Consider the following 16,154-nt stretch of genomic DNA (forward strand, 5'->3'; position numbering starts at 1 on the left):
CAACATAATGTTCAGTATCAAAAACACAGTACTATTATAAATATGAATTTATAATATATCTTTACTACTTTGCAAAGATGTCGCAATAACCCATATTTTCTTTGTTTTTTTCTATGATTAAGGCGGGGTTGTAAAATGGATGTCATGAGTTGGTTTAGTATCAATAATATTTTAGTCAATATTCCGTTAGGAGAGGGGGGATATCCGCTTTCATGGATTGAAGCTGTCGGTACTATTGCTGGACTATTGTGTATTTGGCTTGCCAGTCAGGAAAAAATTATTAACTATTTATTTGGACTGATTAATGTCACCTTATTTGCCATTATATTTTTCCAAATTCAACTATATGCAAGCTTATTACTTCAAATTTTCTTCTTCGCTGCCAATATTTATGGCTGGTATGCATGGAGCAAAGTGAATGACTTTGAGCAGGCCGAGTTGAAAATACGTTGGTTAAAATCAAGTCATCGTCTCTTTTTAATCGTTGTTTCGATAGCCGCCATTGCCGCTCTTACTTTCAATATTGATACTGTATTTGGCTATTTAGCTGTTGTTGCTGTTGATATATTAAATGTCTTTGGTGCAAATTTAGCTACACCCGTTCTTGAACCAGATGCTTACCCATTCTGGGACTCTGCCATGACGGTTCTTTCTATTGTCGCGATGATCTTAATGACACGGAAATTAGTTGAAAATTGGCTAGTTTGGTCCGTTATTAACGTGATTAGTATTGTTATATTCTACAAACAAGGTGTTTATGCAATGTCTGTTGAATATATCATCTTACTGGCTATCGCGATTAATGGTTCTCGTTTGTGGATCAAAACAGCAAAACGCTCTAGCAGAAATAATTATCTCTCCTAATAAAAAAGGCTGGCAGAGTTATCTTTCTCTCCAGCCTTAATATCCATTGTTTTTATTCTTATTCTTAACGCAATTTCAAATCATTATTTTGCTTAAATGCGCTATTTCCCTTTATATTGAAATTTTTAGAAAGGTGACTATAGGTGCTTTAGGTTGAAAGGGTGTTTACAGATAGAAAACGAATGGTTAGATTGGAAAAGCAATAATAACATTGACTAGATAACATAGAGTGGATACACGGGAATGAATTATCAAAATGATGACCTTAAAATAACACAAATTAATGAACTTTTACCGCCAGTGGCTTTATTGGAAAAGTTTCCAGCGACTGATAATGCGGCTTTTACAGTTCGTCATGCCCGTGAAGCTATTCATCAAATCCTAGCAGGAAAAGATGATCGTCTATTAGTGGTAATTGGACCTTGTTCTATTCATGATCCGAAAGCTGCGCTGGAGTATGCACAACGTTTAAGTCTTATTAGAGAAGAGTTGAAAGACAAACTTGAAATTGTAATGCGTGTTTATTTTGAAAAACCGCGCACGACTGTAGGTTGGAAAGGCTTAATTAACGATCCTCATATGGATCATACTTTTGATATTAATGAAGGTTTACGTATTGCTCGTAATCTTTTATTAACGATTAATGATAGTGGCTTGCCAACGGCTGGCGAGTTCTTAGATATGATAACGCCTCAATACGTTGCTGATTTAATGAGTTGGGGTGCAATTGGCGCTCGTACGACAGAATCACAAGTTCACCGTGAGCTTTCATCTGGTCTATCTTGCCCTGTTGGTTTTAAAAATGGTACAGATGGCACCATTAAAGTGGCGATAGATGCGATTAATGCTGCAGGATCGCCACACTGTTTTCTTTCAGTGACTAAATGGGGGCATTCTGCAATTGTACGCACGGCAGGTAATGGTGATTGCCATATTATTTTACGTGGTGGTAAAGAGCCAAATTACAGCGCTGAACATGTTGCCAAGGTAAAAGAAGGGCTTAAAAAAGCCGGTTTACCACAAAACGTCATGGTAGATTTCAGTCACGCCAATAGTTGCAAAAAATTTGAGAAACAAATGGAAGTTGGTGCTGATATTTGCCAACAAATTAGCGCAGGTGAAAAAGCATTAATCGGCGTGATGATTGAAAGCCATTTAGTAGAAGGTAGTCAATCATTAGAAAGCGGTGAGCCTTTAGTTTATGGCAAAAGCATCACTGATGCATGTATTGGTTGGGATGATACCGAAACGCTATTACGCCAATTAGCAGATGCGGTAGTGACCCGTCGTAATAAAGCGTAATAATTAAATTTAAAGCATAAAAAATGCCACTCATTATGAAATGAAGTGGCATTTTTTTGTGTAATTCAAAATAAAAGTAAAATTATTTTGCTTTACCTTGGTTAGCAACAGCGGCTGCTTTTGCTGCGATTTCGTCAGCATTACCTAAGTAGTAACGTTTGATTGGTTTCATGTTTTCATCAAATTCGTAAACTAAAGGTACAGCTGTTGGGATATTCAGCTCAAGAATTTCATCTTCGCTCATGTTGTCTAGGTATTTAACCAGAGCGCGCAGTGAGTTACCGTGCGCAGCGATGATAACTTTCTCACCAGAAGCAACACGCGGTTTAATCACTTCTTCCCAGTATGGGGTTACACGATCGATAGTCAGCGCTAGGCTTTCGGTTAATGGCAGTTCTGCTGCAGTTAAAGATGCATAACGTGGATCTTTACCTGGGAAACGTTCATCATCTTTAGTTAATTCTGGTGGAGTGATTGCAAAACCACGACGCCATTGTTTAACTTGCTCGTCACCGTATTTTTCAGCGGTTTCAGCTTTGTTTAAGCCTTGCAGAGCGCCGTAATGACGTTCGTTTAATTTCCAGCTTTTTTCAACTGGCAGCCATTGTTGATCAACTTGATCAAGAATGTTCCACAGGGTGTGAATTGCGCGTTTCAGAACAGAAGTATATGCATAGTCAAAAGCAAAACCTTCAGCTTTCAGCAGTTTACCTGCTTCTTGCGCTTCATTACGGCCTTTTTCGGACAGCTCAACGTCAGTCCAGCCTGTAAAACGGTTTTCTTTGTTCCATACACTTTCACCGTGTCGAACTAGCACAAGCTTAGTTACTGCCATAGTTTAGACTCCTATAATTACTTTCTTAATATAAGTTTAAAATTAGCACTTCAATCATTATATGGATCATCGACAAGAACGCCAAACATAAGTGACAAAACAAGGGGGATTATGTCAAAAATGTCGTTTGTTCGATGAATTATTGCACAGTTGTCACACCTTTTGCTTAATCGTTCAAGCTATTAATCTAGCGGGATCGGCGTAAAAAAACAAAATATCCGTTTTGTATAAAAAATAGACGAAACTAGCGTCCATAAAAACGACACACTTTTTATTTGTTATTGTTTAAAGAACAAGCAAAAAAATGTCGATTTTAAATAAAAAATTCAGACCTAATTTTAGCGTTAATTTCTAAAATCATTGCCCTGATTATGACAGTAAAAATCCATCTTTAACAAATTTCTTGCTGATAGCGATAAATTTCACCGTCTTTAATAAAAGTCAATCGATGAGTAATACATAATGGTGCGTCTTCTTGATGGTGACTCACAAATAAAAGCTGTGTATTACTATGGCTTATCATGATGTCAATAAAACGCTGCACTAAGAGTCGATTTGTTGTGTCTAATCCTTGCAGTGGCTCATCTAGAATAAGCAAAGTAGGGTGCTTAACTAACGCTCTAACAATTAACACTAAACGTTGTTGTCCCCATGATAAGGCATGAAATGGATTATTGGCATGGGCTGTTAAACCAATCAATGCTAACCATTCATCAGCGAGTTTAAGCTGTTTATCTGTAATAGCCTGATAAATACCAATTGAGTCGTGAAATCCTGAAATAATGACATTTTTTACACTTGAAGAGACACGATAGCTCTGGTGTAAGGCATTACTGACATAACCAATATGGCGTTTAATTTCCCATATCGTTTCGCCACTTCCTCTTTTACGGCCAAATAATGTTAAGTCATTACTATAGCCTTGAGGGTGATCGCCAGTAATTAAGCTTAATAATGTCGATTTTCCTGCGCCATTAGGACCTAAGATTTGCCAATGTTGGTGAGGTTTGACTTCCCATGTTAAATGATAAAGTACGGGTTTATCGTTATAACTCACTACACCATTTTTTAAAATGATTGGAGAAAGTGTTGGAGATAATTGTGGGATCGCATCTGACGAGTCTTGTTCAGGTAATGTGAAGCTTTTAAGTGTTTCACTGTGAGATAATTGTGCGATCACAGAATCAGATAAAATATATTCCTTTTCGCCTTTAGCGATTAATTCGCAATGAATAAGTAAACCTGCATGTTGAATAAAATCAGGAATATCATTAAAACGATTTAAAATGAGTACAATCGTCAGATTTTGTTGATGTAATAGTGTAAGTAATTCATTTAGTGCTCGACGAGAATCAACATCTAATCCATCAAAAGGCTCATCTAAAATTAATAGATCAGGTTCATTCATTAATAGTTGAATAAGCAGTATTTTACGAGATTCACCAGTAGAAAGGTATTTAAAACGTCTTGATAATAAGTATTCAACACCAAACTGTTTTGCTAATAAAAGACACTTATCATTATCTTTTACCTGCATTTGGATAACTTGAGCAACCGTTAAACCTGTATCTTCTTCACCTTCACTGAGTAAATCGGTGTTATTACGACGCCACTCTTCTTCAATCATTTTTTGTAGTTTTTCAAAAGAGAGGCTAATTGGCCGAGTAAAGGTATTAATGAACTCCCCTGATAGCAATACACCTTCTTGACATAATGCGTTTGCTAATGCGGTTTTTCCACTTCCATTACTGCCTACAAATGCCCAACTGTCACCTTCATTAATCGTTAAATCATTAATTTGTAAACAGAGGGTATTGTTTAATCGAAATTGTGTTTTTTTGAGTTGCAAGTATTTCATTATTATTATCCGTAGCTTTTAGAGCAAGTAGAGTACTTACCAATATCGGGTTAACTAAAAATTGTCAATATTTGTTGAATTATTCTTAGGTGAAAAAAGCTTAAGTGCCTTTTAAAAAATGATAACTATTTAGTCATAAAGTTTATGTAATTATATAAAAAATTACTCAAGGATGATTTCTATATGCATAAATTTAAAAATAAAAGGATTAAATTTTTATTATTTTTATTACTAATGTTAGTAAGTGAAATGAGTTTTTCCGATATTAATAATCACGGTGTTAATGAAAATAATTGTTCTTTAATTAATGAAGTTAAAATAGAAAATGCTGATATATTAAGTGATAAAAAACAGAATAAATTAATATCAAAATATTTACACCAATGTTTAACAGCAAATGACATACAGAGTATCGTTAATATTATAACAAATGAATATATTGTGAAAGGTTATATCACTTCACAGGCGTTTATTTCTCATCAAGATCTCTCTAATAATAAACTTACAATTAAAGTCATAGAGGGAAAAATAAAAGATATTTTCATTGATAATATTTCTTCTCGATTAGTCAATATTATCTTTCCATCGTACAAAGAAAAAAGACTTAATTTACGTGATTTAGAGCATGGGCTTGAACAACTTAATCGATTAACAACGGCACAATATACATTGGATATTAAACCTAGCGATAGTGTGGGATATTCATCTATTTTTATTGTTACAAATAATAAGAAATATCCTTTTAAAAATCAATTAACCGTTGATAATTCAGGTAATAAAATAACAGGTAAAACTCTACTAGCCAATATCACAACAATAGATTCGTTATTTGGATTAGGCGAACAATGGGCTTTTTCACTAAGTTCAAATATAGATTTATCTCGTTCGCACTATTCTCGTTCTTATTCGGCAAGTGTAAATATTCCTTATGGATACTGGTTTTATCAGTATCAATTATCTCATAGTCAATCCTCTTATCCTTTCTTCAGTCATGATATTCAATACGCTTATAAAAACAAAAATAGCGATCAGCAATTTGATATTAGCCGTTTAGTTTATCGTAATAATAAGCAACGAATAATATTAAAGAGTTTTTTGAAACATAAAAAAGCAAGGACACAATTAGCACAACAAGAAATACGAATAAATAGCCCCACATTAACCTCTTTATCATTTAGCCCTCAATATAATTTAACACTCAAACGAGGATATTTAACGATTAGTTCAATGGTAGAAATGGGGCTTTCTTTTTTTGGTGCATCATCTGATTATATTGCTGAAAACTCGCCTCGTAGTCATTACCGAAAATTAAGCATAAATTTAAGCTATCAACATTTATTTATTAATAAATTTTCCTACATTACATCATTTTATGGGCAATTTACGCCAGATAATCTTTATAGTGTAGAGAAAGTAGCGATTGATGGAATAAAAGCAGTCCGTGGATATAAAGAAACAAACTTGAATGCAAATAGTGGTTTTTATTGGCGTAATGAAATAAATACACCAAAAATAAGTTACTTTTTAGGTGATGTTAATTTTATTTTCGCGCTTGATTATGGTGTTGCTTATTCAGATAAATATGAAACAAATAAGAATAAAGTAATTGGAAGTGCAATAGGTGCTTCTCTTTATCATTCCATTTTCTTTTCTCAGATATTAATTAGTAAACCGTTAATTTACCCAAAATCACTAAAACCAGATCATTGGTCTTTATTTTGGTCTATTTCTTTGGCTATTTAAAATTTGGAGTTTTTATGGACGAAAAGGATATTTCTCGAAAACAGCGTTTAATTAGTTATAGCATTATTTATTTAACTGCTATTTACCCATTACATCCCGCTTGGAGTTCTGTAATTACTCCATCCGATAAAACAATAAAAATAAGTCAGCAAAATACCGTTCCTATTATTAATATTGCAACACCTAATGATACTGGTGTTTCTCATAATCAATTTCACTCTTTTAACGTCGGTAAACAAGGTGTTGTACTTAATAATGCAACAATACCTATTAATACTCAATTAGCTAAAAAAGTGAATGCTAATACTAATTTAAAAGGTAATGCAGCGCATTTAATTATTAATGAGGTAGTGGGAAATGGACATTCACAGTTATTAGGTAAATTAGAAGTTGCAGGACAACAAGCAGACGTTTTAATTGCAAATCCGAATGGTATTACGTGTGATGGTTGTTCGTTTATTAATACCCCAGCAATTACACTCACAACAGGAAAACCTCAATTTAATCCTCAAGGTGCTTATTCGGCAATAGAAGTGAAAAAAGGCAGTGTTGTTGTTGGCAAGCAGGGTATGAATACTGTACTGCAAAATTATGCTGACATTATTAGTCGTAGTATTGAATTAAATGGAAAAATAAATGCTAAAAATCTTTCTTTAATGCAAGGAAATAACCGGATTGATTTTGAAAAAGGAATGGTAAATAACCTTAATGGAGAAGGTATAAAACCGACAATATCTATTGATACAAAAGCACTGGGGGGAATGTATGCTAATCAAATACGCCTAGTCAGCACAGAAAAGGGAGTTGGTGTTAATTTAAGTGATATTCAGACAACTCAAAACAGTATGAATTTAACTGTTGATGGAAAAATTACCTTTAATGGCAATATTCAATCTGAAAAAGATATTAATGTTAGCAGTAAAGAACTACAAATTAATCGTGATACAAAGTTAAAAGCGAAAAGGGATATTACGTTAGCAACTCATGCGCTAACTAATCATAGTGAAATTATCTCAGAAAAAGATATGCGTTTATTTGCAGACAAACTCACTAATAAAGGCGAAAAGGCACTTGTTCAAGCAAAAGATAACTTATGGGTACAAAAAAATGCACAGGGTGATCCCAGTAGTTTAATTGAAAATCAATCCGCCACGATAAAAACAGAAAAGGGTGATTTGATTATTCGGACAAAGAAGTTGGTTAATGAATCTATTACACCTTTATTTAAAGAAATAAAACAAGAGCCTGATTCTAAACTTTCTATAAATATCGGTAATCACCTCCTCTCTCCTTCCAGAAGTCCTACGGATGATTTTCTTTTAGTTATTTTATTCCCTGAATTAAAAGATTTTTCTGATAAAAAATGGTTTGATATCTTAGATTTAAAAAATAATGGAGGAGTTAATGTAGAACGTTTATATTTTGAAAAAAGTGAACAATATGTTCCAAGTGTTATTTCTTCAGGGAATAACTTATATATACAATCTAATGAGTTTATTAATAATCAATCTAGAATTATTGCAAATAATAATTTAATTGCAACAGGCAGTAATGCAAAATTATATTACTATCGTTCTGGATATCTTAATAAATGGGATGTGTATTCTCATGATAATGCTCAGTTTTATTATCGTGATGATATAGTTAAATATAAACTTGATGAAGCTAAGTTCAATAAGATAAGTCATTTCGTACCTTTTGTGAAAACGGGGAGTCATTATGAATTTTCTGTAAATGACGTTTCTGATTATATAATAAAAGCAGGTAATAACTTAGTATTAGATTTTAAAAATAGTATAGATTTAGAGCGCAAGCTACCATCTACAGGAAAAGAAATAAAAAAATTCCGAGGATTATCAGATTTTGAAAACGCTATATTAGCTAAGAATATATTGTTAAACGCTAATAATATGAATATTTCTTTAAATTTAACAGCGAAGGATTCCTTATCTATTATTGCTGATAAAAATATAAATATAAATAATTCAGAGTTATTAGCTGATGGAAATATAAATTTGACAGCGACTGATACTATAAATTTTGAGAATATAGATGTATCAGCAAAATATTTTTCTACTACAACTAAAAAGGGAGATATTAGTCATTTATTTAATCCCACAACCTTTTATACTCTAAAAGGTGTTAAATCGCCATATATTGATATTTCTGAAAAAATAGATTTTCACTCTGGAAAAAATATTGACATTTCAAATGTAATAATTAATAAATCTAATGAAATAAATTTATTTGCGTTAGAAAATATTAAAATAAATCGTGATGAATCTTTTCTTTTTAATTTAGTGCCTTTTATCAGAGATAGTGGATATATTCCAGACTTTTTAATTAATATGGGGGTTTGGGATAGTAATCACAATATCGTTTTTACTTCCGGTAAAGATATTATTAGTCAAGGAATAAAATATAACAGTGATAAAGCCATAACTTTCAATGCAGGTCAGGATATTTTTCTCTCATCCAAATCAATAAAAGAAGCCGATCCCTTCTTTAGTGATATTCATTATCCTCAATTACAATCTAAGTTATTTTCAGACAATAACCTTATTTTAAATGCTGCTCGTGATATTGATTTAAGTTCAACAGTATTAAATTCAAAGGATAAAGTCATTGTATTAGCAGGCAGGAGTATAAAGCTGGGTGCAAATGCTTATTCTGCTATTAAAGATCCCCATGAAGATGCTCAAGATATTCAGTATGCCACAACGGCCATTACGGGAAATAAAGGTATTTCTATTGCGTCATCAGGCACATTAATCACAGAAGGAAGTGTATTTAAATCAGAGGGTGACGTCACCATTTCAAGCGGTGGCAATATTCAATTGGGATCAGTGCAAACACATTTTCGTAAAAAAGTAGGATCTAAATTAGAAGATCTTCGCAAACAAATTAGTACTGAAATTAATAGTGGCAATAATCTAACACTATTATCTGAAGGTAGTATTTTATTTCAGGCGTCAAAATTAACTGCAAATAAAGAGATGGATATTGCCGCTAAAGGCGGATTTCTTTACGCGCAAGCGATGGAAGAAAACAGTTATTACGAAGAGAAAAAGAAAAAATGTAGAAAATGGACTTTCTGCACATTCAAAAAAACAGTTACTCAAACCTCTTATAATACAAATAATAAAGTCACCGAGTTTATTGCAAATGGCAATATTAATTTATTTGCTAAAGATGATATCACTTTAGAAGCTACTAAAATTGATACAGCAAAAAATGCCAAGTTAACCAGTAAAACAGGAAAAGTTAATTTTAAAGCAGTAAAAAACACTGCCTTTAAACAAGTTATTACCAATTCAAAAGATATTTATATTACTCAGCGTGATCAGGGATATACCAAAGGAATATGGGTATTACCTGAACTTTATATTGGTGGAATGCTCACAATTGATGCCCCAAAAGGCATAACTGCAGATATTAAAGCCCAAAAAGAGCAATCATTAGAACAAGCATTAACCGTTTTAAGTAATACACCAGAATATGCTTGGCTTAACTCTCTCCAACGTCAAGAAAATATTAATTGGAATTTAGTTAAAGACACTTATTCCAGTTGGAATGATAAAACTCAGCAATTAAATCCTGTTGTCGGTGCGGTCATTGCTATCGCGGTAGGGGTTGCAACTTACGGTACTGCAACGGCGGCAACCATTGGTGGAATGGCAAGTGAAGCCACCATTGCGGCAGGTGCTTCAGCAAGTGTGGCTTCAACGGCATCGGTTGCGGCACAAGCGGGTTTTGCCTCTTTAGTATCGCAAGCTGCAGTCTCTTTAGCTGAGAACAAAGGCAGTATTTATAAAACCATTGAATCACTCGGCCGTAGTGACACTGTCAAGTCTGTTGTTACAAGCATGGTGGTTGCAGGGGCATTGCAAGGTCTTGACCAATTTATGGGTTGGGATCAGGCAATCCAAGGAGGAACATTACCTTCAACAGGCAAGTTATTGCTTACTGATAACGCAACATGGAATCAAGTTGCACAGCGTGTCGCCTCACATTCAGTTGTTAGCTCAACCCTCGGTACTGCCATTCAAGGCGGCAGTTTTATTGATAATTTTAAAACCGCGCTATTAAGCAATATTGGCAGTCAATTCCATGCAGAAGGTGCCAACCTAATTGGTGATAACGGTGCGGTATTAGGGCATGCAGGAAAGGTTTTAAGTCATTCCGTCGTGGCGGGTATTAGTGCAGAAATTGCAGGAGGCAGTGTTACAGGAGCTGTCGCGGGTGCCTTAGCGGCAGAAATAGCGGCGATATCACTACAAAGTAAATTATTTGAGCCTAGTTATTTAAATGAAACTGACAGACAAGTTGCATTAATTCAAGAGGCACTACAGGGCAATGAAGGAAAAACACAGCTCACTAAATTAATTGGTGCACTGACAGGCGCTATTGTGACTCGTAAGCCTGAGGGCGTATTTTCTGCGGCTAATTCTGCTGAGTTGGTTTATCGGCATAATTACAGTGAGCATATGTTTTCTAATTTAGCCTTAGAAAATAATAAAGATATGATCGCTGCTTCGAAGGGAGATGTTGCAGCAGCAGAAAGAGTTGTCAATCGACAAAATGCAGGAATGGTTGCAATCGCTTTTGGCTTAGGAGGAAGTGTAAGTTTTATTGCTGGTCATATTGTTATTGCAGCAACACCTGAACTTATCACTATTGCTCAAGTTGCATTTAATACCTGTAAAGCTAACTGGGTTTATTGTACTAATCAGCTAGGTATTAATATTGCAGGGATATCGGCTCCAGAAGCAGCAATAGCAGGCGTCACTTTTGGCAGCGGTTATAAGGTGTTAGCAAGTTCAGAAGAAAGTGCTAAAGCTTTTTCTAGCATGTTAACTAATAGCTCAAAGTCTTTAATAACGTCAGGTAAATTAAATATTACTGCTATAAAACCGATAGTAGAACAAGAAAAATTATTAATAGCAGCAAATAAAAAAGTTATTGAAATAATCAACAACGGGGAACTTATAGCATATTCAGGAGTAACTACGAATGGATATAAAGTATCTAATGGAGCCAAAACAGTAGTTTCTAAAAATGAATTAGAATATCCTATTGTTCAATCTAGGATTAATATTGATAATGGTAACTTAAAGCGTGGTTGGGTACATGTGATTCATCGGCATTTTTCAGATAAAAATGCTAGCCAATTCACTATAAGTCAAGTAGATTTAAAGCTAATACTTCAAAGTAATGATATTTCAAAAATAAAAATTAGTAGAATCATCAATAGTAAAGATGAAAAATTGTATGAAAGAGTTATTATATTAGATAAATATATTGGTATTGATAAATTTACTAAAAACTCAACGAATATCATAACAATTTTAACGGATAATTTGGGTAATTTAGTAACGGTAACGCCAGGAAGACTAAAATGAAATTAATTGGTTCTAGAAAAGAAATGATTATTAAGGATAGGTTAATTAAAAATGAAGGTTCTATTCTAAAAAATGAAAAAATTAATTGTCTTTTAAAAAATAGATTCTCTAATATAATAAGTGTATATTGTTTGGAGCATGTTTTAGAAGAAGATTATGATCTGTATACATTATTAGTTAATAAAGATTCTATTGTTGAGTTTGAATTATCTAGATTTAATGGTGAATTTAAAGATATCAATATATCATCATTAGATTTATATTCAAAAAAAATAAAGGATAAAAAATTAAGGTTAAAACTACTTGTTGCGGTAAATTTACCAAAATAGGTAACTGTTTTCGTTTTATTGTTCCAACTATTTATGCAACGATAAAAGATATTCCTGAAGAGTTAAGAAAATATATTGTAGTTTCTGATAGTATTGATTTTACCAAAGATAGATTGCTCGATAACAATAAAATTAGCGATTATTTTACTCGCATGTATTCAGAATAAATAAATTAGCTACTAATTTTTTAATAGAAATATTAATCAATCCAAAACCATTACTTAATATTATTTTAAAAATAATAATTAGGTGGTGGTTTTTATTTAAAAATACTTAAATGGATAAATATTCTGGAGAAAGGAAAGCGCTGAGATTTTACCAAGTTATGTTAAATCAAAAACTCTATAACTAGGTGTTCCTGCAAGAACAACCAAAGAACAATGGGATGCTATTAATGATTCTATTAAAAATGCATCGTCAAAAAATATAAAAGTTAATATTACGATTATTGAGGAATAGTATATGTTTAAATTAAAAAATAATAAATTAAGAGCAAGTGTTTATTATAATGATGCTTATTATATTTTATTAACTTTTTCTGGCCACTTTCTATATATAATGGATCTAAAAAAAGGCTATAAAGTTTTACCTAATGATATTCTTGATGAAGAATTAGGTTATTATGCAAAACTCGCTCTGATTAAAAGTGAGCAAATTAAAGGAAATTCAGATCAGTTTCATCAAATGTATAATGATAAAAAATCTTATCAAGACTGGATAAAAAAAATAATCAAACAGTATGATTATAAAAATAAAACAGCACTTTTTAATAATATGAATCGATGTAGCTTAGATCTTACAGATGATGAAATTACTATTAGTCCTCTAAACCATTTACGTATGGATCATTGGGTAGGTGAGGGAATACCCGATAGTGCAATTATTACATTAAAAACTAATTGTAGTGATGAGGTTTTAGGTGCCTCAATAAAAGAAGCTTTTACGCGTTGTATTAGTTGTGAAGTTTAATTAGCTAATATTTTATTAATAATGTTTTTTTAAGAAATAAAAATAATGACTAAAAATGAAATATACATAGATATGATGTATTGGATTTTGCCTCAATTAAGAAATATTCAGTCCAGAGGAATGATAGCAAAAGCAAAGGATAAATCTTGTTATTACGAATTACAGTTAATTCATAATTTACCCAAAAAAATACTTAATCAAAATTTTGATGAAAGTGATATTTCATTTTTAAATTTTCAAGCTAAAACATATACTGAAAAATGCAATTCAAAAATAAGTATATTATATGATGGTAATATCAAGTATATTAAAATGTTATTTAACTTGGTTCCTAATGAATTACGTCATCAATTACGATGGGATGGACCTATTAATTAAAATAAGGATATATGGCTTTATCTCTAATTTCAGAATGGGTACCAGGTTCATCTTACACATATGCGTGGGTTGCCATGGATAATCAAGGGTATTTAGCAAAAATGTATAATAACAATAGTGGGTGGTTAGCTAAAGCACTATTATCGATACCTGATATTAAATTATATTTGGATGACTTATCTGAATATATTGATGGTGAATCAGAAAAATATAACAATAAATAAGAATGCTAACTATATTGTTGATTTATATTCAAGTTATACTTATAGAAAATATAGTAAATCAAAAATAATAAAAAAATTTGATTTTGAATTGAAAAATGGGATGGGAATCATTCTGATGCGGGAATAGGGGCTAAAATGGGAATGTTTTATTTTGAAGCATTAGAGGGGCAATCTATAGGAGAAGATTATCCCATTGGCTATGAGGGTGAAACAAAAATGGGTGACTATTTTCGTTTTATTGTTCCAACTATTTATGCAACGATAGAAGATATTCTAGAAGAGTTAAGAAAATATATTGTAGTCTCTGATAGTGTTGATTTTACCAAAGATAGATTGCTCGATAACAATAAAATTAGCGATTATTTTACTCGCATTTATTCAAAATAAATAAATTAGCTACTAATTTTTAATAGAAACATTAATCAATCGAAAACCATTACTTAATATTATTTTAAAAATAATAATTAGGTGGTGGTTTTTATTTAAAAATACTTAAATGGATAAATATTCTGGAGAAAGGAAAGCGCTGAGATTTTACCAAGTGATGTTAAATCAAAAACTCTATAATTAGGTGTGCCTGCAAGAACAACCAAAGAATAATGGGATGTAATAAATATTTTTATAGAAAAATTATTGAAAAACCCATCCACAATTAAAACCGAATTATCTAGAGGTGGAATTGAATATAGATTACCTAATGGGCAAGGTGTTCGATATAATGCAGATGATTCTTTTTCCGGTTTTCTTGATCCTAAAAGAGGTAATAACTCATGATAGATTCTAACTTTGAAATCGATTTTGTAAGTGACAATAAATATGAGAATATTACTGTTGAAATTTCATATAAAAAACAAATGCTTTGTCAATTAAATAAAGATAGTGGAGCCGATAAAATAGAAATTGAATTTTTTAATGATAGCCGGTGTTTCAGTAAAGATGTGAAGCATAAATTTAATTTAGATAATTTTATGACCATTTTGAATAGTGCCAAATTAGATTTAATTAATACCTGAATTTATTCCACATTCTATTTAAAAATATAGATAAAACCATCACTTAATATTATTTCTAAAATAATAACTAAGTAATGGTTTTATTTTTTTATTGAAAAGCAACCATACTAATAATTAACACAGCGTGGCGACAATCACTTGATCGGCATTAAATAAAGCCGTTACGCTGTCATTAATATGTAGTTTTTGCTCTTTAACATGCTGATTAGAACAGGTGGCACACACTTCTTGTCCGCCTTCTAATGTCACCACTAATTCGCTGTTTTCACTGCCCGTCTCTATTTGGGTTAAAGTGCCTGAAAGGGCATTATCATATTGTTGTGTTAAAGAGGAGCCTTTTTCAATATTGACCCATGGCGCTTTAATTAAGATCAGTACTTCTTTGCCTTTTTTCAGACCTAAGCGGTCTGCACTTTTTTCTGTTAAAGCCGCACGAATAGTCGTTTTTCTATCTGCAAGTTGCACACTAACATGTTGCTGAACTTGCAAGTTATCACGCTCAATAATCGTACCAAAAAACTGGTTTCTAGCGCTGGTTTGTAATGAAAAACGAGAAATCGCTGCTAAAAGGCTATCAAGAGGGAGTGAATCGTCTTTTAATACATCAAAGGCTTTCTGCTGAATTTGTCCTAGCAGATCGTAAAGTTGAAGTAAGCGTTCACAATAATGAGTAAGGGTTGCACCACCACCGCCTTTGCCGCCCGTTGCTCTATCAACAAGAAGTTCGTCTGCGAGTTGATTCATTTCATTAATGGCATCCCAAGCACTTTTATAACTAATGCCCGCCATTTTTGCCCCTTGGCTAATTGAACCTGTCGCTTTGATCTGTTTTAACAATGCAACGCGACGAGGATCGGCAAAGAGCTTATCTTGAAGTTTAAGGGTTAATAATATTTCTGCTTGCATAATGATAGGCTTCTTCTTTTTTGTGTGTTTATCGCATTTTTTGTGCCGACACAAAGCGATAATTCTCTAGAATATATACAACTATAGCGTTATTATTCGTTATTCGTGAAGAAATGCCAACTCTGGCTTTCCGAATATACCATGATAAAGAGGTTATCATGCTTGAATTATTGAAAAGTTTAGGGTTCGCTCTCTTGATGGTACCTGTTGTAATGGTACTCATTATGGGTATTATTTATGGTTTAGGTGAAGTGTTTAACCTGATTTCACCAAGTCAACCAAAAGCAGACAAAAAATCATAAAATCTCCCTCCCTGATTTAGAATAGCCCT

Annotated in this window: 15 protein-coding genes; 12 read left to right on the plus strand and 3 right to left on the minus strand. The window is 32.6% G+C overall.

Translation table 11 applies throughout. The annotated features are described in order from the left end of the window. Positions 1-135 precede the first annotated feature (135 nt). Entirely contained in the window at positions 136-864 is a 729-nt protein-coding gene (gene pnuC, locus BTA34_RS04115) for a nicotinamide riboside transporter PnuC (protein ID WP_151434592.1), read from the plus strand. A 243-nt stretch (positions 865-1,107) separates the two neighbouring features. Further along, positions 1,108-2,166: a 3-deoxy-7-phosphoheptulonate synthase AroG gene (gene aroG, locus BTA34_RS04120; RefSeq protein ID WP_151434593.1), complete on the plus strand. Its 1,059-nt coding sequence runs from the start codon at positions 1,108-1,110 to the stop codon at positions 2,164-2,166. A gap of 82 nt (positions 2,167-2,248) precedes the next feature. On the opposite strand, the gene gpmA is transcribed toward aroG, so the two are convergent. Both gpmA and modF read right to left on the minus strand, forming a co-directional pair. Next, on the minus strand, positions 2,249-3,001 hold the full coding sequence (gpmA, locus tag BTA34_RS04125; protein WP_099075932.1) for a 2,3-diphosphoglycerate-dependent phosphoglycerate mutase: 753 nt from the start codon (positions 2,999-3,001) through the stop codon (positions 2,249-2,251). A gap of 391 nt (positions 3,002-3,392) precedes the next feature. Further along, on the minus strand, positions 3,393-4,859 hold the full coding sequence (modF, locus tag BTA34_RS04130; RefSeq protein WP_151434594.1) for a molybdate ABC transporter ATP-binding protein ModF: 1,467 nt from the start codon (positions 4,857-4,859) through the stop codon (positions 3,393-3,395). A gap of 183 nt (positions 4,860-5,042) precedes the next feature. Between modF and BTA34_RS04135 the strand changes: the two genes are divergently transcribed. From BTA34_RS04135 to BTA34_RS04170, 9 genes are all read left to right on the plus strand, one after another. Then, complete coding sequence (locus tag BTA34_RS04135) at positions 5,043-6,602, plus strand: ShlB/FhaC/HecB family hemolysin secretion/activation protein (protein ID WP_151434595.1); 1,560 nt, start codon at positions 5,043-5,045, stop codon at positions 6,600-6,602. A gap of 14 nt (positions 6,603-6,616) precedes the next feature. Continuing rightward, positions 6,617-12,004: a DUF637 domain-containing protein gene (locus BTA34_RS04140; RefSeq protein WP_151434596.1), complete on the plus strand. Its 5,388-nt coding sequence runs from the start codon at positions 6,617-6,619 to the stop codon at positions 12,002-12,004. After that, positions 12,001-12,333, plus strand: a complete 333-nt coding sequence (locus BTA34_RS04145; protein ID WP_069369151.1) for a hypothetical protein — start codon at positions 12,001-12,003, stop codon at positions 12,331-12,333. The genes BTA34_RS04140 and BTA34_RS04145 overlap by 4 nt, the downstream gene beginning before the upstream one ends. A gap of 390 nt (positions 12,334-12,723) precedes the next feature. Beyond that, a complete protein-coding gene (locus BTA34_RS18510; RefSeq protein ID WP_416202679.1) occupies positions 12,724-12,792 on the plus strand; it encodes a hypothetical protein in 69 nt (22 codons plus the stop codon). A 3-nt stretch (positions 12,793-12,795) separates the two neighbouring features. Beyond that, positions 12,796-13,302 carry a contact-dependent growth inhibition system immunity protein gene (locus BTA34_RS04150; protein WP_151434597.1) on the plus strand — a complete coding sequence of 169 codons (507 nt, stop codon included), beginning with the start codon at positions 12,796-12,798 and terminating at the stop codon, positions 13,300-13,302. Between the two features lie 45 nt (positions 13,303-13,347). Then, positions 13,348-13,680, plus strand: coding sequence for a zinc ABC transporter substrate-binding protein (locus BTA34_RS04155; protein WP_151434598.1), 333 nt, complete (start codon positions 13,348-13,350; stop codon positions 13,678-13,680). Between the two features lie 11 nt (positions 13,681-13,691). Beyond that, entirely contained in the window at positions 13,692-13,904 is a 213-nt protein-coding gene (locus tag BTA34_RS04160; protein WP_151434599.1) for a hypothetical protein, read from the plus strand. 135 nt (positions 13,905-14,039) lie between these two features. Then, entirely contained in the window at positions 14,040-14,291 is a 252-nt protein-coding gene (locus BTA34_RS04165; protein WP_151434600.1) for a hypothetical protein, read from the plus strand. 383 nt (positions 14,292-14,674) lie between these two features. Beyond that, positions 14,675-14,917, plus strand: a complete 243-nt coding sequence (locus BTA34_RS04170) for a hypothetical protein (RefSeq protein ID WP_151434601.1) — start codon at positions 14,675-14,677, stop codon at positions 14,915-14,917. Between the two features lie 114 nt (positions 14,918-15,031). On the opposite strand, the gene modE is transcribed toward BTA34_RS04170, so the two are convergent. Beyond that, positions 15,032-15,823: a molybdenum-dependent transcriptional regulator gene (modE, locus tag BTA34_RS04175; protein ID WP_151434602.1), complete on the minus strand. Its 792-nt coding sequence runs from the start codon at positions 15,821-15,823 to the stop codon at positions 15,032-15,034. 158 nt (positions 15,824-15,981) lie between these two features. Here modE and BTA34_RS04180 point away from each other — a divergent pair, with 158 nt between their 5' ends. Beyond that, positions 15,982-16,125 carry an AcrZ family multidrug efflux pump-associated protein gene (locus BTA34_RS04180; protein WP_071788544.1) on the plus strand — a complete coding sequence of 48 codons (144 nt, stop codon included), beginning with the start codon at positions 15,982-15,984 and terminating at the stop codon, positions 16,123-16,125. Positions 16,126-16,154: the final 29 nt, after the last annotated feature.

This window comes from Proteus sp. CD3, from assembly GCF_008808075.1.
GTDB classification, from domain to species: domain Bacteria; phylum Pseudomonadota; class Gammaproteobacteria; order Enterobacterales; family Enterobacteriaceae; genus Proteus; species Proteus appendicitidis.

Excerpts from the sequence above, each read along its gene's own strand:
- BTA34_RS04135 (WP_151434595.1), top strand. The coding sequence starts at position 5,043 with ATGCATAAATTTAAAAATAAAAGGATTAAATTTTTATTATTTTTATTA.
- BTA34_RS04170 (WP_151434601.1), top strand. The coding sequence starts at position 14,675 with ATGATAGATTCTAACTTTGAAATCGATTTTGTAAGTGACAATAAATAT.
- aroG (WP_151434593.1), top strand. The coding sequence starts at position 1,108 with ATGAATTATCAAAATGATGACCTTAAAATAACACAAATTAATGAACTT.
- BTA34_RS04155 (WP_151434598.1), top strand. The coding sequence starts at position 13,348 with ATGACTAAAAATGAAATATACATAGATATGATGTATTGGATTTTGCCT.
- modE (WP_151434602.1), bottom strand. The coding sequence starts at position 15,823 with ATGCAAGCAGAAATATTATTAACCCTTAAACTTCAAGATAAGCTCTTT.
- BTA34_RS04180 (WP_071788544.1), top strand. The coding sequence starts at position 15,982 with ATGCTTGAATTATTGAAAAGTTTAGGGTTCGCTCTCTTGATGGTACCT.
- BTA34_RS04140 (WP_151434596.1), top strand. The coding sequence starts at position 6,617 with ATGGACGAAAAGGATATTTCTCGAAAACAGCGTTTAATTAGTTATAGC.
- BTA34_RS04150 (WP_151434597.1), top strand. The coding sequence starts at position 12,796 with ATGTTTAAATTAAAAAATAATAAATTAAGAGCAAGTGTTTATTATAAT.
- BTA34_RS04160 (WP_151434599.1), top strand. The coding sequence starts at position 13,692 with ATGGCTTTATCTCTAATTTCAGAATGGGTACCAGGTTCATCTTACACA.
- BTA34_RS04145 (WP_069369151.1), top strand. The coding sequence starts at position 12,001 with ATGAAATTAATTGGTTCTAGAAAAGAAATGATTATTAAGGATAGGTTA.
- pnuC (WP_151434592.1), top strand. The coding sequence starts at position 136 with ATGGATGTCATGAGTTGGTTTAGTATCAATAATATTTTAGTCAATATT.
- BTA34_RS04165 (WP_151434600.1), top strand. The coding sequence starts at position 14,040 with ATGGGAATGTTTTATTTTGAAGCATTAGAGGGGCAATCTATAGGAGAA.
- modF (WP_151434594.1), bottom strand. The coding sequence starts at position 4,859 with ATGAAATACTTGCAACTCAAAAAAACACAATTTCGATTAAACAATACC.
- gpmA (WP_099075932.1), bottom strand. The coding sequence starts at position 3,001 with ATGGCAGTAACTAAGCTTGTGCTAGTTCGACACGGTGAAAGTGTATGG.